The 22,945-nt window shown below is 69.0% G+C and carries 25 protein-coding genes; 17 read left to right on the top strand and 8 right to left on the bottom strand.

Annotated elements, in window-relative coordinates:
* Window positions 1–2: 2 nt before the first annotated feature.
* The 6 genes from hemW (at window position 3) to BLR95_RS12280 (ending at window position 6,150) form a co-directional block, all read left to right on the top strand.
* On the top strand, window positions 3–1,133 hold the full coding sequence (gene hemW, locus BLR95_RS12300; RefSeq protein ID WP_092620564.1) for a radical SAM family heme chaperone HemW: 1,131 nt from the start codon (window positions 3–5) through the stop codon (window positions 1,131–1,133).
* 869 nt (window positions 1,134–2,002) lie between these two features.
* Entirely contained in the window at window positions 2,003–2,785 is a 783-nt protein-coding gene (locus tag BLR95_RS12295) for a (Fe-S)-binding protein (RefSeq protein ID WP_092620561.1), read from the top strand.
* Window positions 2,782–4,203 (top strand): lactate utilization protein B, encoded by a 1,422-nt coding sequence (locus BLR95_RS12290; RefSeq protein WP_092620558.1) that lies wholly within the window; start codon window positions 2,782–2,784, stop codon window positions 4,201–4,203. Before BLR95_RS12295 ends, BLR95_RS12290 begins: the two co-directional genes overlap by 4 nt.
* A 123-nt stretch (window positions 4,204–4,326) precedes the next feature.
* A complete protein-coding gene (locus BLR95_RS16135) occupies window positions 4,327–4,935 on the top strand; it encodes a hypothetical protein (RefSeq protein WP_245689497.1) in 609 nt (202 codons plus the stop codon).
* Window positions 4,919–5,578, top strand: a complete 660-nt coding sequence (locus BLR95_RS12285) for a LutC/YkgG family protein (RefSeq protein ID WP_245689496.1) — start codon at window positions 4,919–4,921, stop codon at window positions 5,576–5,578. Before BLR95_RS16135 ends, BLR95_RS12285 begins: the two co-directional genes overlap by 17 nt.
* Window positions 5,579–5,586: 8 nt before the next feature.
* The gene (locus BLR95_RS12280) at window positions 5,587–6,150 is read left to right on the top strand and encodes a Smr/MutS family protein (RefSeq protein WP_092620552.1); all 564 of its coding nucleotides are present in this window, start codon (window positions 5,587–5,589) and stop codon (window positions 6,148–6,150) included.
* On the opposite strand, the gene BLR95_RS12275 is transcribed toward BLR95_RS12280, so the two are convergent.
* Both BLR95_RS12275 and BLR95_RS12270 read right to left on the bottom strand, forming a co-directional pair.
* Entirely contained in the window at window positions 6,138–6,731 is a 594-nt protein-coding gene (locus tag BLR95_RS12275; protein WP_092620549.1) for a Maf family protein, read from the bottom strand. The two genes, BLR95_RS12280 and BLR95_RS12275, sit on opposite strands and share 13 nt — an antisense overlap.
* The gene (locus tag BLR95_RS12270; protein ID WP_092620546.1) at window positions 6,728–7,549 is read right to left on the bottom strand and encodes a pyruvate, water dikinase regulatory protein; all 822 of its coding nucleotides are present in this window, start codon (window positions 7,547–7,549) and stop codon (window positions 6,728–6,730) included. Before BLR95_RS12270 ends, BLR95_RS12275 begins: the two co-directional genes overlap by 4 nt.
* A 421-nt stretch (window positions 7,550–7,970) precedes the next feature.
* Here BLR95_RS12270 and hemE point away from each other — a divergent pair, with 421 nt between their 5' ends.
* Genes hemE through hemJ form a run of 3 tightly spaced genes read left to right on the top strand, consistent with a single transcriptional unit; the run spans window position 7,971 to window position 10,608 of the window.
* Window positions 7,971–9,029: a uroporphyrinogen decarboxylase gene (gene hemE, locus BLR95_RS12265; protein ID WP_092620543.1), complete on the top strand. Its 1,059-nt coding sequence runs from the start codon at window positions 7,971–7,973 to the stop codon at window positions 9,027–9,029.
* Between the two features lie 18 nt (window positions 9,030–9,047).
* Window positions 9,048–10,127 carry a ferrochelatase gene (gene hemH / locus BLR95_RS12260; protein WP_092620540.1) on the top strand — a complete coding sequence of 360 codons (1,080 nt, stop codon included), beginning with the start codon at window positions 9,048–9,050 and terminating at the stop codon, window positions 10,125–10,127.
* A 25-nt stretch (window positions 10,128–10,152) separates the two neighbouring features.
* The gene (gene hemJ, locus BLR95_RS12255) at window positions 10,153–10,608 is read left to right on the top strand and encodes a protoporphyrinogen oxidase HemJ (protein WP_092620537.1); all 456 of its coding nucleotides are present in this window, start codon (window positions 10,153–10,155) and stop codon (window positions 10,606–10,608) included.
* Between the two features lie 16 nt (window positions 10,609–10,624).
* Here the strand turns inward: hemJ and BLR95_RS12250 are convergent, their stop codons facing one another.
* Complete coding sequence (locus BLR95_RS12250) at window positions 10,625–11,011, bottom strand: RNA-binding S4 domain-containing protein (RefSeq protein ID WP_092620534.1); 387 nt, start codon at window positions 11,009–11,011, stop codon at window positions 10,625–10,627.
* A 150-nt stretch (window positions 11,012–11,161) separates the two neighbouring features.
* Here BLR95_RS12250 and BLR95_RS12245 point away from each other — a divergent pair, with 150 nt between their 5' ends.
* A complete protein-coding gene (locus BLR95_RS12245) occupies window positions 11,162–11,773 on the top strand; it encodes a PAS domain-containing protein (protein ID WP_143130995.1) in 612 nt (203 codons plus the stop codon).
* Here the strand turns inward: BLR95_RS12245 and BLR95_RS12240 are convergent.
* The 4 genes from BLR95_RS12240 to BLR95_RS12225 all read right to left on the bottom strand — a co-directional run bounded on the left by BLR95_RS12240 (window position 11,754) and on the right by BLR95_RS12225 (window position 17,123).
* On the bottom strand, window positions 11,754–14,582 hold the full coding sequence (locus BLR95_RS12240) for an ATP-binding protein (protein ID WP_176787837.1): 2,829 nt from the start codon (window positions 14,580–14,582) through the stop codon (window positions 11,754–11,756). The two genes, BLR95_RS12245 and BLR95_RS12240, sit on opposite strands and share 20 nt — an antisense overlap.
* Before the next feature lie 142 nt (window positions 14,583–14,724).
* Window positions 14,725–15,363 (bottom strand): biliverdin-producing heme oxygenase, encoded by a 639-nt coding sequence (locus tag BLR95_RS12235; RefSeq protein ID WP_092620525.1) that lies wholly within the window; start codon window positions 15,361–15,363, stop codon window positions 14,725–14,727.
* Between the two features lie 195 nt (window positions 15,364–15,558).
* Window positions 15,559–16,032 (bottom strand): tellurite resistance TerB family protein, encoded by a 474-nt coding sequence (locus tag BLR95_RS12230; RefSeq protein WP_176787829.1) that lies wholly within the window; start codon window positions 16,030–16,032, stop codon window positions 15,559–15,561.
* A 149-nt stretch (window positions 16,033–16,181) separates the two neighbouring features.
* Complete coding sequence (locus BLR95_RS12225) at window positions 16,182–17,123, bottom strand: polysaccharide deacetylase family protein (RefSeq protein WP_143130994.1); 942 nt, start codon at window positions 17,121–17,123, stop codon at window positions 16,182–16,184.
* Window positions 17,124–17,531: 408 nt separating this feature from the next.
* On the opposite strand from BLR95_RS12225, the gene BLR95_RS12220 reads away from it, so the two are divergent.
* From BLR95_RS12220 to BLR95_RS12210, 3 genes are read left to right on the top strand one after another with little or no spacing between them, the layout of a single operon-like run.
* Window positions 17,532–18,122: a malonic semialdehyde reductase gene (locus tag BLR95_RS12220; RefSeq protein ID WP_092620516.1), complete on the top strand. Its 591-nt coding sequence runs from the start codon at window positions 17,532–17,534 to the stop codon at window positions 18,120–18,122.
* Entirely contained in the window at window positions 18,115–18,804 is a 690-nt protein-coding gene (gene tsaB, locus BLR95_RS12215) for a tRNA (adenosine(37)-N6)-threonylcarbamoyltransferase complex dimerization subunit type 1 TsaB (protein ID WP_176787827.1), read from the top strand. The genes BLR95_RS12220 and tsaB overlap by 8 nt, the downstream gene beginning before the upstream one ends.
* Window positions 18,801–19,271, top strand: a complete 471-nt coding sequence (locus BLR95_RS12210) for a GNAT family N-acetyltransferase (RefSeq protein WP_218119549.1) — start codon at window positions 18,801–18,803, stop codon at window positions 19,269–19,271. Before tsaB ends, BLR95_RS12210 begins: the two co-directional genes overlap by 4 nt.
* 26 nt (window positions 19,272–19,297) lie before the next feature.
* Here BLR95_RS12210 and BLR95_RS12205 read toward each other — a convergent pair whose 3' ends face one another.
* Window positions 19,298–19,573 carry a sulfurtransferase TusA family protein gene (locus tag BLR95_RS12205; protein ID WP_092620510.1) on the bottom strand — a complete coding sequence of 92 codons (276 nt, stop codon included), beginning with the start codon at window positions 19,571–19,573 and terminating at the stop codon, window positions 19,298–19,300.
* A gap of 94 nt (window positions 19,574–19,667) precedes the next feature.
* Here BLR95_RS12205 and BLR95_RS12200 point away from each other — a divergent pair, with 94 nt between their 5' ends.
* The 4 genes from BLR95_RS12200 (at window position 19,668) to BLR95_RS12185 (ending at window position 22,879) form a co-directional block, all read left to right on the top strand.
* Window positions 19,668–20,087 carry a Ros/MucR family transcriptional regulator gene (locus BLR95_RS12200; RefSeq protein ID WP_092620507.1) on the top strand — a complete coding sequence of 140 codons (420 nt, stop codon included), beginning with the start codon at window positions 19,668–19,670 and terminating at the stop codon, window positions 20,085–20,087.
* 250 nt (window positions 20,088–20,337) lie between these two features.
* Window positions 20,338–20,799: a Fur family transcriptional regulator gene (locus BLR95_RS12195; RefSeq protein WP_092620504.1), complete on the top strand. Its 462-nt coding sequence runs from the start codon at window positions 20,338–20,340 to the stop codon at window positions 20,797–20,799.
* A 170-nt stretch (window positions 20,800–20,969) separates the two neighbouring features.
* Complete coding sequence (locus tag BLR95_RS12190; protein ID WP_092620501.1) at window positions 20,970–21,806, top strand: GNAT family N-acetyltransferase; 837 nt, start codon at window positions 20,970–20,972, stop codon at window positions 21,804–21,806.
* Between the two features lie 119 nt (window positions 21,807–21,925).
* On the top strand, window positions 21,926–22,879 hold the full coding sequence (locus tag BLR95_RS12185; RefSeq protein ID WP_092620498.1) for a lysophospholipid acyltransferase family protein: 954 nt from the start codon (window positions 21,926–21,928) through the stop codon (window positions 22,877–22,879).
* Window positions 22,880–22,945: the final 66 nt, after the last annotated feature.

Here is a 22,945-nt window from a genome sequence, read left to right as displayed (position 1 = left end):
CCATGCCCGGCGGTTTCGGGCTCTATCTGCACTGGCCCTTCTGCCGGGCCAAGTGCCCCTACTGTGACTTCAACAGCCACCCCCTCGGCCCCGCCGCCCCCGACCCCGACCAGTGGGCCCGGGCCTACGTGGCCGAGATGAACCGCGCCGCCGCCCTGACCGGCGGGCGGACCCTGGGCAGCATTTTCCTCGGCGGCGGCACCCCGTCGCTGATGCCGCCCGCCCTGGTCGGCCGCCTGCTCGACCACGCGGCCCGCCTGTGGCCCCTGGCCGATGACTGCGAAATCACCCTGGAAGCCAATCCCGGCACCGTCGATACCGCCAACCTCAAGGGCTTTGCCGCCAGCGGGATCAACCGCTTGTCGCTCGGCCTTCAGGCACTGGATGATGCGGCACTGAAGGCGCTGGGCCGCATCCACGACAGCGCCCAGGGGATCGCCGCCGCCCGCCAGGCCGCCCACCTCTTCCCGCGCCTGTCGCTCGACCTGATGATCGCCCGACCCGGCCAGACCGCCGCCACCCTGGCCGACGAACTGGACCGCCTGTTCGCCCTGATCGCCGACACCGGGGCCGAGCACATCAGCCTCTACCAACTCACCCTGGAACCGGGCACGGCCCTCCACGCCGCCAATCCCGCCCTGCCCGACGACGCCGACCAGCTCTACATCCAGACCGTCGCCCGCTGCCGCGACGCCGGCCTGCCGCTCTACGAAATCTCCAACTTCGCCCGCCCCGGCGCCGCCAGCCGCCACAACCTGCTCTACTGGCAGGGCGGCGACTGGCTCGGCCTCGGCCCCGGCGCCCACGGCCGCCTGACCCTGGAGGACCAGCGCCACGCCCTCGGCCAGCATCGCGACCCCGCCACCTGGCTGGCCACCGCCCTTGAAGAAGGCGCCACCACCGATCACACCATCCTCAGCCGCCAGGAAGACTCAGAAGAACGCCTGATGATGGGCCTGCGCCTCGCCCAGGGCCTGCCCCTGGCCGCCCTGCCCGACCCCGCGATTATTGATCCACAGGCGAAACAATCCTTGGTGGCCGAAGGATTGCTGGCCGACACCCCAAACCACCTGCAAACCACCGACCAAGGCCGCCTGCTGCTCGACCACGTGCTGCCGCGACTGCTGAGATGACCCCGTTGGGGGCCGCGCAAACCCCGAGAGGACCGAAGGTTCCCGACGACGGTTTGCGCAAAACCAAACCACCCCAAACCCCCACCGGGGAGGCTGGGCCTCCCCGGACCCCGCCATTTCATGGGGGCAGGACCAAGGGACAGCGCTGAACACAATCGGTGTTTGGTTGCAGGCCAGCAAAGCTGGCCTGCTTAAACAACCAGAATGACTTACACCGCTGCCACCTCAGAGCCTCCACCGATGCCGGCATGTTGGGGGCCGCGCAAGCCCCGAGGGGACCGAAGGTTCCCGACGACGGTTTGCGCAAAACCAAACCACCCCAAACCCCCACCGGGGAGGCTGGGCCTCCCCGGACCCCGCCATTTCATGGGGGCAGGACCAAGGGACAGCGCTGAACACAATCGGTGTTTGGTTGCAGGCCAGCAAAGCTGGCCTGCTTAAACAACCAGAATGACTTACACCGCTGCCACCTCAGAGCCTCCACCGATGCCGGCATGTTGGGGGCCGCGCAAGCCCCGAGGGGACCGAAGGTTCCCGACGACGGTTTGCGCAAAACCAAACCACCCCAAACCCCCACCGGGGAGGCCGGGCCTCCCCGGACCCCGCCAGTTCGTGGGAGCAGAACCAAGGGACAGCGCCGAACACGATTGGTGTTTGGTTGCAGGCCAGCAAGCTGGCCTGCTTAAACAACCAGAACAATGCACACCGCCGCCACTTCAGAGCACCAACGACATGGCGGGGGTCCGGGGGACACCCCGTGTCCCCCGGCGGGGTTCAAAGGGGCAGCGCCCCTTTGCGCTTGTCGCTCTTCCGGTGGGCTGTCACATTAAGGTGCGGTTTCTGCTTCCTCGCATAAGGGTCTTCAATACGTGGCTGAAAGTGTGCCTCGGGTGGGATTGTTCGTGACCTGTCTGGTGGACACCTTTCGTCCATCCGTTGGCTTGTCGGCGCTTCAGGTGTTGGAGGCGGCGGGGTGTTCCGTGGTGGTGCCTGAGGGGCAGACCTGTTGCGGTCAGCCGGCCGACAACAGCGGCGATGTGGCGACGGCGCGGGCGGTGGCGCGGGGTCTGATCCGGGCTTTCGAGGACTGTGATTATGTGGTGGCGCCGTCCGGGTCCTGTGCCTCGACGCTGCGCCATCGGTATCCGGTGCTGCTGGCCGACGATCCGGCGCTGGCCGAACCGGCCCGGGCGCTGGCTGGCAAAACCCACGAGCTGACCTGTTTTCTGGCCGATGTGCTGGACCATGTGCCGGCGGGGATGGCGTGGCCCGGGGTGGCGGTCTATCACGATTCCTGTGCCGGCCTGCGCGAGTTGGGCATCAAGGCGCAGCCGCGCCGCCTGCTGGCCGCGGTCGAGGGGTTGACGGTGCTCGATGCCGCCGAGCCCGAGGAGTGTTGCGGCTTCGGCGGCACCTTTGCCGTGAAGTATCCGGAGGTGTCGACGCGCATGGTCGAGGCCAAGGCGAGTGATCTTGAGGCCACCGGGGCCGATCTGGTGCTGGGCGGCGATCTGGGTTGCCTTCTGAACATCGCCGGGCGGCTCAGGCGCCGGGGCGGTCGGCCGATGGAGGTGCGCCACGTGGCCGAGGTGCTGGCCGGGGCGCGTCATGTGCCGCCGATCGGCGCGCCAGGAGAAGGAGCCGGCCGATGATCCCGCGCAGCGCCACCTTCCGGGCCAACAGCCGGGCCGCCCTGGACAATCCCGAGCTGGTCCGGGCGCTCGGCACCATGAAGACCGGCTTCCGCCAGAAGCGGGCCGCCGCCGTCGACGCCCTGCCCGAGTTCGACGCCCTGCGCGACCGCGCGGTGGCCATGAAGAACCACACCCTGGATCATCTGGACCACTACCTGGAGAGCTTCGCCGACAAGGTGGAAGCGGCTGGCGGCACCGTCCACTGGGCGACCGATGCCGAGGCCGCCCGCCAACAGGTGCTGGAGATTTGCCGGGCCCACGGGGCGCACACGGTGACCAAGGGCAAGTCGATGATCGCCGAGGAAGTGGGCCTGAACGAGGCCCTGGAGGACGCCGGCATGCGCCCGGTGGAGACCGACCTTGGCGAGTACATCATCCAGCTTCGCCGCGAGCCGCCGAGCCACATCATCGCCCCGGCCATCCATGTCTCCAAGGCCCAGGTGGCCGACGCCTTCCGCGCCGCCCACGGCGACCTCGACCCGGCACGGGAGCTGGACACCCCGCGCGCCCTGCTCGACGAGGCCCGGGCCGTGTTGCGCCACGACTTCACCGCCGCCGACGTGGGCATCACCGGGGCCAACCTTCTGATCGCCGAGACCGGGGCCACGGTGATCGTCACCAACGAGGGCAACGGCGATCTGACCCAGCTTCTGCCGCGCGTCCACATCGTGCTGGCCAGCCTGGAAAAGGTGGTGCCGACGCTGGACGACGCCAGCCTGATCCTGCGCCTTCTGGCCCGCTCGGCGACCGGGCAGACGGCCTCCAGCTACACCAGTTTTTCCCTTGGTCCGCGCCGCCCGGAGGATGCCGACGGGCCACAGGCGTTCCATGTCATCCTGCTCGACAACGGGCGTTCGGAGATGCTGGGCAACGGCTTTCGCGAGATGTTGCGCTGTATCCGCTGCGCCGCCTGCATGAACCATTGTCCGGTCTATGGCGCGGTGGGCGGCCATGCCTATGGCTGGGTCTATCCCGGACCCATGGGCAGCGTGCTGACCCCGGCCCTGATCGGCATCGACAAGGCCGCCCCGCTGCCCGAGGCCTCGACCCTGTGCGGCCGCTGCGAGGCGGTCTGCCCGATGCGCATCCCGCTGCCCGGCCTCTTGCGCCAGTGGCGGGCCCGGGCGCACGACCAACGGCTGAGCCCGCCGGCGATGCGCCGCGGTCTGGCCGCCTGGGGCTGGCTGGCCGCCCGGCCGCGCCTATATCACCCGCTGAACCGGTTGGCCGCCGTTGCCCTGGGGCGGCTCGGCCGGCGCCGGGGCGGCTTCGCCCGGCTGCCCCTGGCCGGCGGCTGGACGAAAAGCCGCGACCTGCCCGCCCCGGAGGGCGACACCTTCCAGGCCCGCTACCGGCGCGGCGCCCGCCGGCCCTGAGCTTAGCGCATGTTGCGTGCTTTATGAATCACGCAACATGCGCTAATCTGTTGATATTACCGCAAATCGTCGTCGCGATCCGTCCCGGATCGCTCGGGATTTGCTCTAAGGATCAAATCCACCATGGCCACCTCCCCACCCTATCCCCACGTCACGCCGGAGGAGCGCAAGCTTCATCTGCGCCTGTCCGAGGCGTGGACCGACGGTCACCTGGAGGTCCACGCCGACTACAACCACCTCAACCGGGCCGGCTCGCCGGTCTACAGCGTGCAGGAGAATGCCGCGCCGCTGGTCCTTCTGCTGGCCATCGCGCTGCTGGTGCTGTTCGCCGTGGGGCTGGCCGCCGGAACCATGGTGCTGATCTTCAACAGCCTGGTCTTTGTCTTCCTGATCCGCCCGTGGCTGGCCCATCGGCTGCGCCAGCGGGCCATCGCCCAGGCGATGAACTCGCCGGAAGGCCTGAAGCGGCTGTGGGCGGTGGGCGGCATCGCCATGAACCTGAAGGGCCGGCCCAATGCCGGGGTCGCCGCGCCGACCGGCGACTGGGCGCGCTTCGCCAAGTTCGGCGTGCCGCAGCGGACCATGCCGCGCTTTGTCGGCACCCCGCCGCGCGACAGCGCGCCCTACGAGGAGCCCAAGCCGACCCCGCCGCCGCGCACCCGGGCCAGCGACGCCCCGCCGCGCCCGCCCTCTGCCCCCAAGACCGAGACCATCCGTGACCGCGAAGCCTGATCCCCAGCGCCAGAACGTGCTGGCCGCCGTGCGGCGCGGCCTGGCGCGCACCGGCCCGGCGGCGGCCCCCGTCTGGCCGGTCGAGCCGCCGCTGATCCCGGCCGCCGCCCGGGGCGATGGCGATCTGATCGCCCGCTTCACCGCCGCCGCCGAGGCGGCCGCCGCCAGCGTCGAGCGGGTGGCCGGCCCGGACGCTCTGGGGCCGGCGGTGGCGGCCTGGCTGACCGCCCGCAACCTGCCCGGCGAGCTGGCCGTGGCCCCCGACCCGGCGCTTGATCCGGCGGCCGCCCATGGCCTTTTGACGGTGCGCCGGGGAACCGCCGGGCCGGGCGACCTGATCGCCCTGACCCGGGCCCGCCTGGGCATCGCCGAGACCGGCTCGCTGTTGTTGACCTCGAGCCCGGAAACGCCGACCGGCCTCAACTTCCTGCCCGACTTCCATCTGGTGGCGCTGGACGCCAGTGCCGTGGTCGCCACCCTGGAGGACGCCTGGGCGCGCCTGCGCCAGGATCATGCGGGCGGTTGGCCGCGCACCGTCAATCTGGTCGCCGGGCCGTCGCGCACCGGCGACATTGAGCAGACCATCCAGTTGGGTGCCCACGGACCGCGCCATCTGCACATTCTGCTGGTCGAAAGCCGGTAGGGCCCGTCATGTCGCGCCGCCGCCGCCCCGAGCCCGACCCCGAGGACCTTGAACTGTGGCAGCGGGTGACCGCCGAGGTCATTCCGCTCGGCCAGCCGCACCGGCGGCGCCACGCCACGCCCGACCATCCCACGCTCGGCCGGCCGCGCAGCCTCGACCCCTCGACGGCGCCGCGCGGCCGGGGCGCGGTGCCGCTGGCCGCCGGGCACACGGCGGGGATCGACAAGCGCACCGCCGAGCGCTTCACCAAGGGGCGGATGGAGATCGACAGCCGGCTGGACCTGCACGGCATGACCCGCGAGCGGGCCCATCGCGCCCTGGTCCGCCATCTGCACACGGCGCACGCCGCCGGCCAGCGCTGCGTGCTGGTCATCACCGGGCGCGGCAGCCGCGACCCCGAAGTGCGGCACCAGCCGTGGTCGAACCATGCCCCGGGGGTGCTGCGCGGCGAGTTGCCGCGCTGGCTGAACCAACCGGGATTGCGCGGGTTGGTGCTGTCCTTCTCCCAGGCCAAACCCCAGGATGGCGGCAGCGGCGCCTTCTACGTGCTGTTGAAACGTCAGCGCATCTGAAGAGCCCGCAGGGCGCCGAGCAGCGGCAGCAGGGGCAGGCCGAGGATGGCGAACCAGTCGCCATTGATGCGCTCGAAGAGGCGGGCCCCGGGACCTTCCACCTGATAGCCGCCAACACTTTGGCTGACCTGATCGCCCGCCGCATCGAGATAGTCTTCCAGAAACCCGTCGTCGAAGGCCCACATGGCCAGCTCGGCGGTGGCGGTGTGCCGCCACACGATCTCCGCCCCCTGGTGCAGGCTGACCGCCGTGACCAGCCTGTGGGTCCGGCCGCGCAGACGCCGCAACTGGGCCCGCGCCGCCGCCCGGTCGGCCGGCTTGTCGAGCCATTCGCCGTCAAGGTCGAGGATCTGATCGGCCGCGATGACCAGGGCATCCGGGCGCCGGGCGGCGACGGCGGCGGCCTTGGCGGCGGCCAGTCGGGCGGCGGCCTCGGCGGTGGTGCAGCCGTCGCGGCGCGCGGCCGTCTTGATCGGCGCTTCGTCGACCCCCGGCGCAACCACCTCCACCGCCAGCCCAACCCCCGCCAGCATGGCGCGCCGGGTGGCGCTGCCCGAGGCCAGGATCAGCGGTCGGGTCATTCGCCGCCCCCGTCGCGGGCCGGCAGCATCTGCAGGATGGTGGCGGCCACTTCCTCGATGCTGCGCCGGGTGACGTCGATCACCTTCCAGCCGTTCTGTTGGCACAGCCGGCGGGCGGCGAGGATTTCCTCGCGCACATGGTCGGGGTCGGCATAGCTGGTGTCGCGGTGCTCGTTCATCACCCGCAGCCGATTGCGCCGGATGTCGGCCAGGCTGCGCGAATCCCGGGTCAGCCCGACGATTAGACTTTTGGTGGCCTTTTTCAGCTCCTCCGGGGCCGGCACGCCGGGCACCAGCGGCACGTTGGCGGCCCGGATGCCCCGGTTGGCCAGATACATGCAGGTTGGCGTCTTGGAGGTCCGCGAAACGCCGGTCAGGATCACATCGGCCTGATGGATGGTGCCCAGCGACTGGCCGTCATCGTGGTCGATCGCGAAATGCATGGCGTCGATGCGGTCATAGTAGTTGTCGTCCAGGGTGTGCTGACGGCCCGGCTTCTCGCTGGCCCGCACCTCGAGATGACCGCCCAGGGCACGCATGATCGGGTCGAGCACCGGAATGCCGGTCACCCCGGGCGTTTCGGCGCAGGCCACCTCCAGGGGCCGGCGCAGCTCGGGATCGACCAGCGTATAGAGCACCACCCCGGGATTGGAGCGCACCCCCTCGGCAACCCGCTCGATCTGCCCCTTGGTGCGCACCAGCCACCACAGGTGATGGATCACGTTGATGCCCTCGAACTGCACCAGACAGGCCCGGGCCAGGCTGCTGACGGTTTCCCCGCTGGCGTCGGAGACCAGATGAAGGTGCAGCGTTTTCATGGCATCAACAGCTCCCTGTGGACGACTCCGGCGAACCGGTGGACAACTCCCGGTCTGGCCGAAGGGCCCGTTTTTCATCCCGCCAAGCCGAGGATCGGCCCGCCGGGTTTTCAAGCCGGGGATAACCGAAAGAGCCCCCGCCGAGCCTGGGGAGGACTCGGGGTCGGCCCGGGGGTTGTCCCGGCTTTGCCCGAAACCCGGCGACTCGTTGCCCGGCCGGGCCTTTCATCCCCATGATCCACAGGCTTTTCCCCAGGCCCATGTGGGGTTGGCGCGGCCTCTGGAAAACCTTGAGAATTCCCGGAATCCCCGTTATCCACAAGCCCTCCTACAACCACAAAACCCTTTTTCTTCCAGAATGGTTTTGTAATAGGTTGGCCGCCGCCCATCTCCCTTCCCTCCAGAGCGGATCGCCCCATTCATGACCGACCCAGCCAACAAGCGTTTCATCCGTGCCCTGAAAGGCGAGACCCTGACCCCGCCGCCGGTCTGGCTGATGCGGCAGGCCGGGCGTTATCTGCCCGAGTACCGGGAGGTGCGGGCCGACACCAAGGGCTTCCTGGATCTGTGCTACACCCCGGAAAAGGCGGTCGAGGTCACCTTGCAGCCGCTGCGGCGCTATGACTTCGATGCGGCGATCCTGTTTTCCGACATCCTGGTCATCCCCCACGCCCTGGGCCAGACGGTGGAGTTCCGGGCCGGCGAAGGGCCGGTGCTGGCGCCGATCCGCGACACCGCCGGGCTGGACAAGCTCAACCCCGGGCAGGTGATCGACCATCTGGCGCCGGTCTTCGAGACGGTGCGCGGGCTGGCCCGCTCGATCCCCGAAACCACGGCGCTGATCGGCTTCTGCGGCGCCCCGTGGACCATCGCCACCTACATGGTCGAGGGCGGCAGCTCGAAGGACTATGCCGAGACCAAGGCCTGGGCCTATGGTGACCCGGACGGTTTCGGGCGCCTGATCGACCTTGTGGTCGAGGCCAGCACGGCCTATCTGCTGGCTCAGGTGGAGGCCGGCGCCGAGGCGGTGCAGATTTTCGACAGCTGGGCCGGCGTGCTGCCCGAGGACGCCTTCCGCCAGTGGGTGATCGAGCCCAACCGGCGTATCGTGGAAGGCCTGAAGGCGGTCCATCCCGACCTGCCGGTGATCGGCTTCCCGCGCATGGCCGGGCCGATGTACGAGGCCTTCGTGAAGGAAACCGGCGTCGACGCGGTCAGCCTCGACACCACGGTGCCGGTGGCCTGGGCGGCCGAGCGGTTGCAGCCCCTGTGCACCGTGCAGGGCAATCTTGACCCGTTGCTGGTGGTTCAGGGCGGGGCGGCGATGGAAAAATCGGTCGCCCACATCCTGGAGACCCTCGGCAAGGGTCCGTTTGTGTTCAACCTGGGGCATGGCATCGTGCCGCAGACGCCGCCGGAAAACGTCGCCGCGCTGATCGCCCAGGTTCGGGGTCAGACTCGGGGTCAGGCGGCCCAGTAAGGGACGACGGTACGGGTCATGAAGCGCCTTGCGGTGGTGGTGTTCAACCTGGGGGGACCGGATGGGCTCGATGCCATCGAGCCTTTCCTGTTCAACCTGTTCAGCGATCCGGCGATCATCAATCTGCCGCTGATCATCCGCAAGCCGCTGGCCTGGTACATCGCCCGCAAGCGCGCCCCCATCGCCCGCGAGATCTACAGCAAGATCGGTGGGCGCTCGCCGCTGGTGGACCAGACCCAGGCCCAGGCCGAGGCCCTCGAGGAAAGCCTGGCCGATCTGGCCGACGAGGTGCGGGTGTTCGTCGCCATGCGCTATTGGCACCCGCTGGTGCCGGAGGCGGTGCGGGCGGTGCAGGCATTCGACCCCGACCACGTGGTGCTGCTGCCGCTCTACCCGCAGTATTCCACCTCGACCACCGAATCCTCGTTCGCGGCATGGCACAAATACGCCCGCCGCGCCGGGCTGGCGCCGCCGACCCAGGAAATCTGCTGCTATCCGATCAATGACGGCTGGCTGGAGGCGCAAGCCAGCCTGATCACCACCACCATCGAGGACATGCGGCGCCGCGATGGCACCGACAAGCCTTTCCGGGTGCTGTTCTCGGCCCATGGGCTGCCCAAGAAGGTGATCGAACGCGGCGACCCCTATCAGTGGCAGGTCGAGGAGACGGCCCGCGCCGTGGTGGGGGCGCTCGACATCCCCGACCTCGACTGGACGGTGTGCTATCAGAGCCGGGTCGGGCCGCTGGAATGGATCGGCCCGTCGACGGAAGAGGAAATCGCCCGTGCCGGGGTCGATAAGGTGGCCCTGATCGTGGTGCCCATCGCCTTTGTTTCGGAACATTCCGAAACCCTGGTCGAGCTGGACATCGAATACGGCGAGCTGGCCGAGGCCTCCGGTGTGCCGGCCTACTACCGGGTGCCGGCGGTGGGCATCGACCAGCGCTTTATCGATGGCCTGGGACGGCTGGTCCGGCGTATTGTGCGCCGGGCCGGCCACACCTGCCGCACCCGGGGCCCGCGCAACTGTCCGATCGAGAACAAGCGTTGCCCCAATACCCCGCCGGGCCGGTCGGCCCCGACCCGCGCCGCTTCCTGACCGATTTCCCGCGCCGGAGAGCTTCATGATCCCCGATTATGATTCCACCGGGTTCTTGTGGATCAAGACCCTTCATATCATCGCGGTCATTACCTGGATGGCCGGTCTGTTCTATCTGCCGCGCCTGTTTGTTTATCACGCCCAGGTCGCTCCGGGCTCGGAGATGAGCGAAAACTTCAAGGTGATGGAACGCCGCCTGCTGAAGGCGATCATGCATCCGTCGCTGGTGGTGGTGGCGACCACCGGCTTCTGGATGTTCCCGGTGTGGATGACCAGCGGCTGGATGCACCTGAAGCTGCTGCTGGTGGCCGGTCTGGTGGTCTGCCATGTCTACAACACGAAATGGCAGATCGCCTTTGCCAATGATCGCAATGTTCATCCCCACAAGTTCTACCGCGTCATGAACGAGGTTCCGACGCTGCTTCTGCTGGGGATCGTTCCGTTGGTGATCTTTGGCGCCAAGGGCTACCTGTTCTTCTGATCCAGGCCACCCCGCCCTATTCGCCCTGGTCGGCCAGGGGGTCCTTCAGACGGGCCAGTTGGCGGCGCTCTTTCTTGTTCGGCCGGCCCCCGGGCGAGTCGGCGTTCAGGCTGGGCGGGCCGACCAGACGTTCCGCCGGCGCCGTTTCGCCGTACAGGGTCCGCGCCTCGCTGGCCGGGCCGCGACGGTGCGGCAACGCCTCGACGCGCAGATGGCGGCGCCACGGACCGAGGGTCAGGGTCAAGGTGTCGCCCGGGCGGATGGCCGTGGCCGGCTTGTCGACCGACTGGCCGTTCAGCTTCACATGGCCACCGGCGCACAACTCCTGGGCCCGGCCGCGCGTCTTGGCGAAACGCGCCATCCACAGCCATTTGTCCAGGCGCTGTCGGTCGGCGTCGCTCATCGCCGGATGCCGGCCCGGGCGGGGCTGTCGCCAGCCAGGGTGGATGGGAACGAAAACGTGACCATGGGTTGATGATTCTTCCTTGGCCTGGGGCGGTATTTCGACCTATAGTTACATCCTCGCCGGCGCGACAAGGGGGAGCCCGTTGGCATGGATGGCAGCGCTCAACAGCCCATCGGCAGGGACGACACGCCTGACCGGCGGACAGCCGGCCGTGCCTTGAGCTGGTGGCAGAAAACCGCCCATCTGCCGACGGTCACTGTGGACGCCACGGCGATTTCCCGCAACAACCCTTCCCACAGCATCCGGCCCCGCGAGGCCTTCCAGGCGGCCCTGCCCAGCCTCGGCGATCTTCAGGCCCTGTACGATCGGGACGCCGCCCTGTCCCACGACTGTTATGTGGTCCGGCTGGCCGACGGCGGCATGGATCATGTCATCGAACACGGCGGCGCGTCGCTGGAGGCGGCGTTCGGGGAAGCGGTGGTCGGCCGGCCGCTGCCCGAGGTTCTGCCCGGGGAGTTTGCCCGCCAGCTCAGCGGTTTCATGGACGCGGCGCGCCAGTACGGCCGCCCGGTGGCCGATTGTGCGGTGTTCACCGATCTCGACGAGGGCCGTCTGGTCTACTACCGCAACCTGCTGCTGCCCTTCCGCACCGATCCCGAGGGCCCACCCCCGGCCCACGGCGCGGACGGGCGATCAGGCCCGGGCATGCCGTCGCTGCCTTCGCATCTGGTCGGGGTGTTCAGCTTTCGCTGCCTGTAGAATGGCCCACCGGCAGGGCGATCACGCCGGCGGCTTTTTCGGGGCGCGCGGCGCGGCTGCCCGGCAGGCTGACCTGGAAGCTCGACCCCACGCCAACGATGCTGGCCACGTCAACCCGCCCGCCGTGCAGCTCGACCAGCGCCTTGACCATGGCCAGACCCAGCCCTGAACCTTCGCGCATGCTCACCTGGGCGGCGTTGCCGCGCTGGAAGGGCAGGAAAATGTCGAGCAGTTGATCCTCGGCGATGCCGATGCCGGTGTCGCGCACGGTCAGGATGATCGTGCCATCGTCCCGCTGGCTCAGGCTCAACCCCACCTCGCCCTGGTCGGCGGTGAACTTCAGGGCGTTGGACAACAGGTTGACGATGACCTGTCGCAGCGCCCGACGGTCGCCAAACATGGGCAGCGGCTCGGCCGGCAGGTTCCAGTCCCAGGACAGGGTGTTGCTGCGTGGCTGGGCCTGCATCCAGTCACGGCAGTCCCGCGCCAGGGCGGCCAGATCGAACATTTCCTCGTTGAGGGTGCGCCGGCCCGCCTCGATTTGTGAGAGGTCGAGCAGATCGTTGATCATCGACAACAGATGCCGGCCCGCTTCGCCGATGGTCTGGCTGTATTCGCGGACCTTGTCGTTGACCTCGCCGGCCATGCCCCCCTGGATCATGTCGGAAAACCCGATGATGGCATTCAGCGGGGTTCTCAGTTCGTGGCTGACGTTGGCCAGGAACTCGCTTTTGGCGCGCGAGGCCATCAGCGCCTGGTCGCGCGCCGCGGTCAGTGCCTCGGCGGTGCGCTGGAAGGCGGTGACGTCGCGGAACGACAGCACGTCCCAACACCGCGTCTCGTTGTTGTCGTGGACGGTCAGCAGGTTCCAGGCGCTGATCTCCAGGGCCCGCCGTCCGAGCAGACGCGACCAGCATTCGCAGGCCACCGGGCCGCCCTTGGCCCGTTCGTGCAGATTGGCCGGCAGGCCGATGCGTTCGCGCAGGGTTTCGAAGTCGTGGGCGTTGATCGCCGAGGCGGCGGCATCGAACATGCGCAGAAAGGCTTGGTTCACCCCGGCCAGCCGGATATCGCCCGAAAGGCCGCCTGACTCCTGGCGAATGGTCAGCATCACGCCCTCGCCCGAGGCATCCATGTAGCCGCTGGGCAGGGCGTGCAGGTCGCTGAAGCGCAACCCCAGCCCGCGCACCGACCGGCCCAGCGCCGCGGCCAGACCCCGGTTGCCGAAAAAACCGCGCAGGGTTTCGCCCAGGCGGAGCATCAGGTGACCGGCCCAGGGCTCCCAGGGGCGGGCTCGGCCGCGCACCGATTCCTTCCAGGCGGCGAACGACTGGCGCGGACTGATGCGGGTCTGCCCGGCGGTCTGGGTGGCTGGTTTGGAGGGATCGCCGGCCCAGAACACATCGCGCGTTTCCGGCGGCCGGAAAACCGCGATGGCGGTCACCGGGTTGCGCGAGAACAGCAGCACGGCAAAGCCGGCGTAAGGGGTGGCGGCGTCCTGCTCGCCGCTGTCGCCGCCGGCCCACCTGACCAACCCGCCCAGATCATCGGTGACGAACAGGCTGCCCTTGGCCAGCGAGGCCGCCGCATCCAGGGCCCGTTGCACCACCGGCACCGGCGGGCAGCGGCCGACCAGGGCCAGCGAGCGGTCGACGGCGACCGCCCCGCCCTGCGCCTCCAGGCTGTCGAGCAGCCGGGTGTTGCCCATCAGAAGGGCGCTCACCGGGTCGTCGTCGTTGGCCAGCCGGCGTTGCAGCTGGCCGATGAACAACTCGCAGATCTGATCGCGGCGGAAACGCTCCAGACGCAGTTGGGCCTCGATCCCCTGGGCCAGCTCGCTGGCCTGCTGGCAGATCAGCGCCCGGTCCTCCGGCGGCGCGGGGCGGGGATGGCGGTGGTGACAGGCGATCATGCCCCACAGCTCGCCATTGACCATCACCGAGCCGGTCAGGCTGGCCGCCACCTCCATGTTGCGCATGTACTCGATGTGATAGGGCGAGACGGCGCGCAACTGCGAGCGGGTCAGGTCGAGCGGCGGCGGATCGCGGCCCAGCGCCGCCTCGTCGGCCAGGATGGGCACCGGCACGGCGTTCACGTCGACGATGGCCCGCACCAGGTTGATGGTGTAAAGGGCCCGCGCCTGGCTGGGAATGTCGCTGGCCGGATAGCGCAGGCCGACATAGGGCACCATGTCCGGGCGCCGAACCTCGGCGATCACCTCGCCGCTCCAGTCCGGGTGGAACATGTAGACCATCACCCGATCATAGCCGGTGCGCTCGGCCACCTGGCGCGCCGCCCGGTCGGCCAGCCGAAAGGTGTTCTCCAACTCGCCGATCAACGGCGTGCCCTGCTCGACCAGATGCCCGGGGGATCGGGTCGGCTGGGCCGGGTTGGCGGCCAGCGGCTCGATCTCGACCACCGAGCGGCCCCCCGTGCGATGCACGCTGATGGCCAGGGTTTCCGGATGTCCGGGACCGCAGAGGTGGCCGAGCACGGTCTCTGCCTCGTCTTCGTCCGCTTGGCGGGTCAGCAGCGGTGTCAGGCGCTGGCCGGTGGCCTTGTCGAAGTGGCCGAGCAGCGGCTGGCCGAGCAGATCGGCCGCCGGTTCGGCCAACAGGCGGTCGGTGTTGGCGCTGGCGTGGGTGATCCGGTGCTCGGGCCCGGCGACCACGAGCAGACAACCATGCGGCTGTACACTGCCCAGGAACTGGATGGGCTCGCGTTCGCATTCGGAGAGATCAAGCTCCGCCGGCGCCGCGGCCTGCGGGGTGCTCCATTCTTCAATAGGGTCTGCGCCGCTGTCGCTCACCTCGGGCTGGCCTCCACAATTATGATCCGCGCGCCTTGCGCGCCGGGGCACGATCCACGTGCCTTGTGCGCCGGGGAACCTCCGCCGGGTCGGCCGCGCCCCGGCCACGATACCACCAACGGCGTTTGAGCATAACTCGCTTTCACGCACCCCCGTCCGGGAGGGCGGTGCCCGTGGCCAGGCCGGCGAGGAAGACCTCGAAGGTGGCCAGCGCGGCGTCGCGGGCCGTCGCAAAGGCCACGTCGTCGGCCAGATGCTGGCCCACGACCTGCCCGAAATGGGTCCACCGCCGCCCCACGTCCAGGCCCGGCGAGGCAAAGAAGCGGCTTGCCGCGACGGCCAGCGCGGGGTCGCGGGCGGCCAGCGCGCGGGCGATGGTGCGCCCGCCCAGGCGTGCCCCCTCGACCACGTAGGCGGCGCCCAGCCAGGCCGCCAGCCCGCCGCCCTCGAGATGGGCGTCCAGATGGTCCAGCGCCGTCGCCAGGGCAGCGTCGGGAGTCGTCGGCGCGGCCAGCAGGCCGCCGCCGCTGGCGATCACGTCGGCCGCCAGATCGCCGGCCCGGGGCAGCAGCATGAAGCCGGCCGGGCGGGTGGCGCCGGGCGCCAGCAGGCGGGCCTCGAGCGGCGCCAGGGCCAGATGCAGGTGGGCCAGGGCGCGGCGATAGGCCTCGGGCGTCGGCGGGCCGTCCGACAGCGCGGCGAGCAGCGGATGGCTGTCCAGGCGGTGATGGGCCGGGCGGGTGGCGTCGCGCAGGCGGGCAAGCGGCGGGGAAACGGTCATGGGGGCGTGGGCTCGAGGCGTGAAACGGTGGGCAGGGAAGCCTGGATATCTGGGCGAGGAAACGATCACAAGACCTTGAAAAGCCTATACACAGTGCCGCCAGCCCCCGGCCACGCAATCCAGAACGGTGTTTTTGAAGGCTTTATAATCAAGCTCTTGAAGAGGTTTCTTATAACCCGGGTTGAAAGCGCAACCTCAAGTGGGCAGGGTTCCTTCCCGATACAGCCCGAAACGCCGGGGGTCCAGACCCAGATAGGCGCACAGGGTGACGATCTCGATCTGATCGACCAGCGGCATCACGCCGTCCTCGCCGGCCCCCGCCTCGCTGACCGCGCAGCACACCCGAACCAGCAGCTCGGCCGCTTCCGGGGTGTCGGCGGCGGCCCGCATGTCGTTCAGGGCGCGGTTGTGGCCCTCTTCCGGGTTGGCCAGGATGGCCTCGATGTAGTCGTTGAACAGATCGACCCCGACATGCGGATCGAACACCTTCAGGCGGTCCAGGGTTTCCAGCACCTGATCGACCCGCACCCGTTCGGCGAAGTCGACCATGCCATCGGTGCTGGCGACCATCGCACAGGCCGCCATGCAGCCCTCCAGAAAGGGCCGGTTGTGCTGTTGCTCAAGGTGTCGCTGCCACCCTTCCAGCAGCGACGACAGGAACCCCCCCATGGACCCGCTCCCCATCGCCCGGCGCTTCGACCGGTGGCAGTTTCACGTCAGGCCCCGAGTATCCGTTGCCGTCCGGGTGCCGTCAACCGGGCCGGGCGCCCTTCGAGGACTCCCGAATCAGGGATCACCACCTCAGGGAATCACGAACTCTAGGGAATTACGAACTGGCGCCCCAGCCAGTACCAGCCGCCCCGACCATCAGGCAGGGTGCAGTTGATCCGCCCCCGACCCGAGGGAAACGGCGTGGCCAGCCGCACCTCGACCCGGGGCCCGATCAACTGGCGCTCGACCTGCCCCAGGTGCGAGGCATAACAGGCCATGTGCTCCAGCCGCGCCAGCGCCGGGCCGGCCTGCTCCAGCACCGTGAAGCCGAACAGCGGCGGATTGTCGGCCCCCGGACCCAGGTAGGGGTCCTCCGGGGTCAGCTCGCCGACCGCCAGGGCCCGGGCACTGAGCGCCAGACGGACCCGCTCCGGATCACCATAGGACTCGTTCAGCGCGAACCGGGGCAGGTAGAACCGTGGCTCGGTCACCCCGACCACCCCCGAATGCTGACCGAACGCCACCTCGAAACCGGCCGCCTCGATGGCCGCCATGGTCGCCGAGGAAGCCTCGCCGTAAGGGTAGGCGAACAGGCTCGGCGCCCGCCCCAGATGTTCCGTGAACAGGGCCTGGGAGCGCGCGATCTCGTCCGCCACCTGGGCCGCCGACAGATCGGCCATGTGCGGATGGCTGTGGCTCTGGCTGCCGATGTCCACTCCGGGCTCATCGGCCAGGGCGGCGATCTCGGCCCAGCTCATGTAATCGGGCAGGCCCTTCTCAACCGGCTCGCTGGCCACGAACAGGGTGAACGGCAGACCGGCCGCCTTCAAACGCGGCCAACCCTCGCGCAGCAACGAGGCATGCGCATCGTCGATGGTGATGCCCACCGTGCGCGGCGGCAGCGGACGCCCCTCGACCAGGGCCGACACGATCTCCGGCAGCGGCAGAACCGTGTACGGCCCCGACTGCAACTCGGCCAGATGCGCCTCGAACTGCTCCAGCCGGATGTTGGTCGAGGGATAAGCCCCCTCGCCAAAGCGGTGATACATCAGAATCACCGCCTCCGGCGTCGCAACCGCCCCCGCCGAGCCCACACCCACAAGCCAAAACAGAATTGATACAAAAAACCAACGCATCACCAGAAACCTCGCCCCCAAAACGGAAAACCAATTCTGAACCCATCCCACCCCCCTTGTCACCGACCGATCCACCCCCGACATCATGCCAAATGACGCCCGCCGATACCGAGCCAAAGCAAAGGGGCGCTGCCCCTTTTAACCCCGCTGGGGAGGCCGGGAGGCCTCCCCAGACCCCACCATGAATCAAAACCCCACCCAGGGGGGCTTGCCCCCCTGGGTGGGGTTTTAAGTCACGGCGGGGGTTCCAAGGGGGCGGCGCCCCCTTGGTCTGGGTCGGCATCGGCCGGTACCAATCGGAATGATGACGGAGGTGGAGTGATGGTTGAGGCATTGTCGTCGGAAGTGATGGCGCGGTTGTTCACCGAGGCGCGGACGTTCAACACGTGGCGGAATCATCCGGTTTCCGAGGAGGATCTGGTTCGTTTGCATGATTTGCTGCGCATGGGTCCGACCAGTGCCAATTGTTCGCCGGCGCGGTTTGTGTTTGTGGTTTCCCCGCGGGCCAAGGCGCGTCTGAAGCCGTGTCTGATGGCCGGCAACGTGGACAAGACCATGGCCGCGCCGGTGACCGTGATCATCGGGCATGACATGGCCTTTCACGAGCATCTGCCCAAGCTGTTTCCGCACACCGACGCGCGGTCGTGGTTTGCCGGCAATGATGAGCTGATCGCCGAGACGGCGTTTCGCAACGGCACCTTGCAGGGGGCCTATCTGATCCTGGCGGCGCGTGCCCTGGGGCTGGACTGCGGGCCGATGAGCGGCTTTGATAAGGCGGCGGTGGATGCCGAGTTCTTCCCCGATGGCCGGGTGAAGAGCAATTTCCTGTGCAATCTGGGCTACGGCGACCCCGAGGGACTTCAGGCCCGTGCGCCCCGCTTCACCTTTTCGGAGACCTCGCGGATTGAGTGACCCCCTGACCCTGGCCCTGGACACCGCCGGCCCGAGGTGTGCCGCCGCCGTGGTTCACCGGGGCGCGGTGATGGCGGCGGAAAGCCTGACCCTGTCCCGGGGCCATGCCGAGGCCCTGGCGCCTCTGATCGAGCGCGTTGCCGGCACCGCCGGGGTGGCCCTGAAGGACCTGGAGCGCCTGGGGGTGAGTGTCGGCCCGGGCTCGTTCACCGGGCTTCGGGTGGGGCTGGCGATGGCCCGGGGGCTGGCCGCGTCGACCGGCGTGCCGCTGGTCGGGGTGACGGTGACCGCCGCCCTGGCCGCCGCGCTTGAGGATCATCCGGCGGCAGCGGAGGGGCTTCCTCGGGTGGTGGTGTTGGACGCCCGGCGCGGCGATTTTTACTTGGAAGTATTCCATTCCGGGGCGGGTGGCGATGGTCCCCGGGCGCTGAACCCGGCCGCCGCCCGGGCGGTGCTGGCCGAGGCGCCGTGTCTGGCCGCCGGCGATGGGCTGGCCCGGTTGGGCGAGGTGCCGCCGGGCGTGGTGGCGGCTGATCTGCCGTGGCCGCCGATCGCGGCGCTGGCCCGGCTGGCCGCCGCCGCGCCGCCGTCCCAGGCATCGGCCCAGTCGCCGCCGGGAGCGCTTTACCTCAGGCCGCCGGATGCCGTTCTGCCGGCCCACGGGGGACGCCTGCGCCCGTGAGGCCGCCCATCGACCTGCCTGTCCTGGCCTTCGTTCATGCCGAGGTGGCCGCCGCCCTGCACGCGGCGGCATTCGTTCCGCGTCAGGAACGACCCTGGACGCCCGGCGAGCTGGGCGATCTGATCGTTCTGCCGGGCAGCTTCGGTCATCTGGCGGTGGACGCGACGGGGCAGCCGCTGGGCTTCATCCTGTGCCGCGTGGCCGGCGATCAGGCCGAGCTTTTGACCCTGGCCGTCGATCCGGCGCACCAGGGCCGGGGGCTGGGGCGGCGTCTGGTCGCGGCGGGGCTGGCCGAGGCGGCGCGCCTGGGGGCCGGGGAGATGGTCCTGGAGGTGGCCGAGGACAACCAGCCGGCGCTTTACCTGTACCACGCCCTGGGTTTTGCCCCGCTGGGCCGCCGCCGGCGCTATTACCAGCGGCCGGCTGGCGCGGTCGATGCCCTGGTGCTGGCCCTGCGGCTGGTCTGAGGCGCCGGTTACTCTGGCGGTGTCGATCAGGCGCTGTTGCCCCGGCGCACGGTCAGCCGGTGCGGACCGTCGGCGCCGCTGTCGGGTTCGGGCGCGAGGTCGAGCACCTCGTGGCCGGCGTCATGTACCGCAATAGGTACGTTTGCCAGCGGTTCGGCGCCCATAAGGCGAATTTCGGCGATCTGGCCGGGAATCATTTGCTCAAGAAGCAGGCGTGTCCGGACATAGGTCATCGGGCACACGTCACTGGTGATGTCCAGGAAATAGTCGGCCTGGCTTTGGTCAGGCTTATCATGGTTCATATTTCTTGGCTCCAACGCGACGACTGCGCTTGCAAGAAACCAGGATTTGGCATATAGCAACCCATGGTTCACTGCCAAAGGATGCCGGAGAAAAATGACCGACACCATCAACGAAAAAGAGCTTATGGAGCTGACAACGGAAATCGTTGCCGCCCATGTTTCCAATAACACCGTCCAGGTGGGTGATCTCCCCGGCCTGATCAAGGAGGTTCATGGCACCCTGGCCGGCCTGGGCCGGGCCGAGGCCGAGCCGGAGCGTCCGCAGCCCGCCGTCCCGATCAAGAAGTCGGTCACGCCGGACTACATCATTTGCCTGGAAGACGGCAAGAAGCTGAAGATGCTGAAGCGGCATCTGAAAACCGCCTACAACATGACCCCTGAGGAGTATCGGGAGCGCTGGGGCCTGCCGGCCGACTATCCCATGGTCGCCCCCAACTATGCCCTGCACCGCTCCAACCTGGCCAAGCAGATCGGCCTGGGCACCAAGCCGCGCGGCGGGCGCGGCCGGGGTTGAACAGGTCGCGCAGCGGGCGCGGCCGGGGTTGAACAGGTCGCGCAGCGGGCGCGGCCGGGGTTGAACAGGCCGCGCAGCGGGCGCGGCCGGGGCTGAGTTCCCCGCGAAACCGGCGCCACCGGCGGCGCGGCTTGACCTCGCCGCCGGAACGGGGAAAAGTTAGGGTGATGGGCCACCCACGGTTGGCCCGACGGGTGATCCCGGGGGTCGCGCCGTCAACGCAATCGCTTGCAGCATGAAGCGGGCCAGTATGACGGTTTCGCGTATCGAGCAGATGTGCATCGACCGGGGCATGAAAATGACCGGTCAGCGGCGGATCATTGCCCGCGTGTTGTCGGAGGCCGCCGACCATCCGGATGTCGAGGCGTTGCACCACCGGGCCACCGCCGAGGATCCCCGGATCAGCATCGCCACCGTCTACCGCACGGTGCGCCTGTTCGAGGATGCCGGCATCCTGACCCGCCACGATTTCGGCGACGGCCGGGCCCGCTATGAGGAGGTGCCGGAGGAACATCACGATCACCTGATCGATGTGACCTGCGGCAAGGTGGTCGAGTTCCACAGCACCGAGATCGAGGAGCTGCAGCACCGCATCGCCCGCCAGCACGGCTTCCGGCTGGTCGGCCATCGGCTGGAGCTGTTCGGGGTGCCGCTCGACGATGAGGCGGCCGACGCGCCAACCGACGCGCCGACCGAATCTGGGACGCCTTGAAAATCCAACCGGAGTCCAAGCCGGAGTCCAAGCCGGAGTCCAAACCGGAGTCCAAGCCGGAGTCCAAACTGGGGCCCAACCGGGATGCCAGTCGGCCAATCGGCTGTTGACCGGCGCCGGTCCTTCGGCTTACCTCCCACTCCCCGAGCCAGCGAGACGCGACCCCGCTCATGAGTCAAGCTTCCCGTTCCGATCAGCCCGCCGCCCCGCCCGGGGCCGACGACCGCGTGACCGCCGGCAACCTGGAAGTCCGGCTGGCCCGGGACGAAAGCGAGGTGCGCGCCGCCCAGAACCTGCGCTACCGCGTCTTCTATCAGGAGATGGGCGCCCACCCGACGCCCGAGATGGCCGCCGCCGAGCGCGATTTCGACGCCTTCGACGAAACCTGCGACCATCTGCTGGTGCTCGACCACAACCTGGGCCGGGGGGCCGAGGCCATTGTTGCCTGCTACCGGCTGGCGCGGCGCGCCCACGCCGCCCGGGCCGGCCGCTTCTATACCGCCGACGAGTACGACATCAGCCGCCTGGAAGCCTTTTCCGGCGAGATCCTCGAGCTGGGCCGCTCGTGCGTCGACAACCGCTACCGCGACCGGGCCATCATGCAGCTTCTGTGGCGCGGCATCGCGGCCTACGTGTTCCGCCACGACATCGACATCATGTTCGGCTGCGCCAGCCTGCACGGCACCGACCCGGACCAGTTGGCGCCCCAGCTCAGCTACCTGGTCCACAACCATCTGGCCCCGGAGGCGCTGCGCCCGGTGGCCCTGGCCGAGCGCTGCACCGAGATGCGCCGGCTGGCCCGCGAGGACTATGACCCCAAGCGCGCCCTGGCCAGCCTCGCCCCGCTGGTCAAGGGGTACCTGAGGCTGGGGGGCTGGGTCGGTGACGGCGCGGTGATTGATTATCAGTTCAACACCACCGACGTGTGCATCGTGGTGAAAACCGATCAGGTGACGGAAAAGTACCTCCGCCACTATGACCGCACCGCCCGCGACACCACCGGCTGAACGTTTCGCCCCTCCGCCCGGCCCGAAACGTCGCATCGGATGTTTCAGGGTTGGACCATGTGCTGTTACAGTAGCCGGGGTTTCGATCCCTTCACGTTCCCCGGGTCAGGGTTGTGGTGATGGACGACGCGCGCGCGCGCTCCGCGGTTTCCGAAACGGCCGACTCCGGGTGGGAGGCAACCGGCCAGAGGCGCCTGTTCGCGCCCCGCCTGGGCTCCACCCTGGGCGCGGCGGCGCGGCTGTTGGCCTTTGCCGCCTTCACCGTGCTGTTCATTCCCCCCTACTGGGCGGTGATGCGCCTGGGCGGGCCCTACCGTTCCCTGGCCCGCTTCTACTGGCAGGCGGTGGGGCGGATCATCCAGCTTGAGATCAAGGTGCACGGCGAGGTGTGCGGCAAGCGGCCCTTGCTGTGCGTCGCCAACCACACCAGCTATGCCGACATCGTGGTTCTTGGCTCGCTGATCCCGGGGGCCTTCGTCAGCAAGGCCGAGGTGGCCGGCTGGCCCGGCTTCGGGCTGATCGCCAAGCTGGGCCGCACCGTGTTCGTCGAGCGCAAGCGCACCCGGACCGGCGATCAGATGGCGGAAATCCGGCGCCGCTTCGCCGATGGCGAGCCGCTGATCCTGTTCCCGGAGGGCACCTCGAGCGATGGCAACCGGGTGCTGCCCTTCAAGAGCGCCCTGTTCGCCGTGGCCGAGGCGCCGCACGACGGCCAGCCGGTCAGCGTGCAGCCGGTCAGTCTGGCCTATACCCGGCTCGATGGCCTGCCCCTGGGGCTGGCCTGGCGGCCGTTCGTGGCGTGGTATGGCGACATGGATCTGGCGCCCCATCTGTGGGCCCTGCTCGGGCTGGGCCGCAAGCGGGCCGAGGTGGTCTTCCATCCGCCGGTCGAGGTGAGTGACTTCGCCAACCGCAAGGCCCTGGCCGAGGCCTGCCGGGCCCGCGTGGCGAGCGGCGTGTCGGCCGCCCTGGCCGGGCGCCTCGACCCGGTGGCCGAAAGTGCCGGGGCCGAGGTGGGGGCAACCCAGGGTGGCCTGCCGCCGGTGGTCTTCCACCACCGGCCACGCGGCTGAGGGTCCCCGGCAGGACTGGCAATTGAACGCCGCCTGATGTACATCGTCCCTTTGGGGGAGAGGCCG

Origin of the sequence: Roseospirillum parvum (assembly GCF_900100455.1) — a bacterium.
GTDB lineage: Bacteria > Pseudomonadota > Alphaproteobacteria > Rhodospirillales > Rhodospirillaceae > Roseospirillum > Roseospirillum parvum.
Note: the sequence above shows the minus strand (reverse complement) of the source record. Positions and strands in the feature narration are given on the sequence as shown.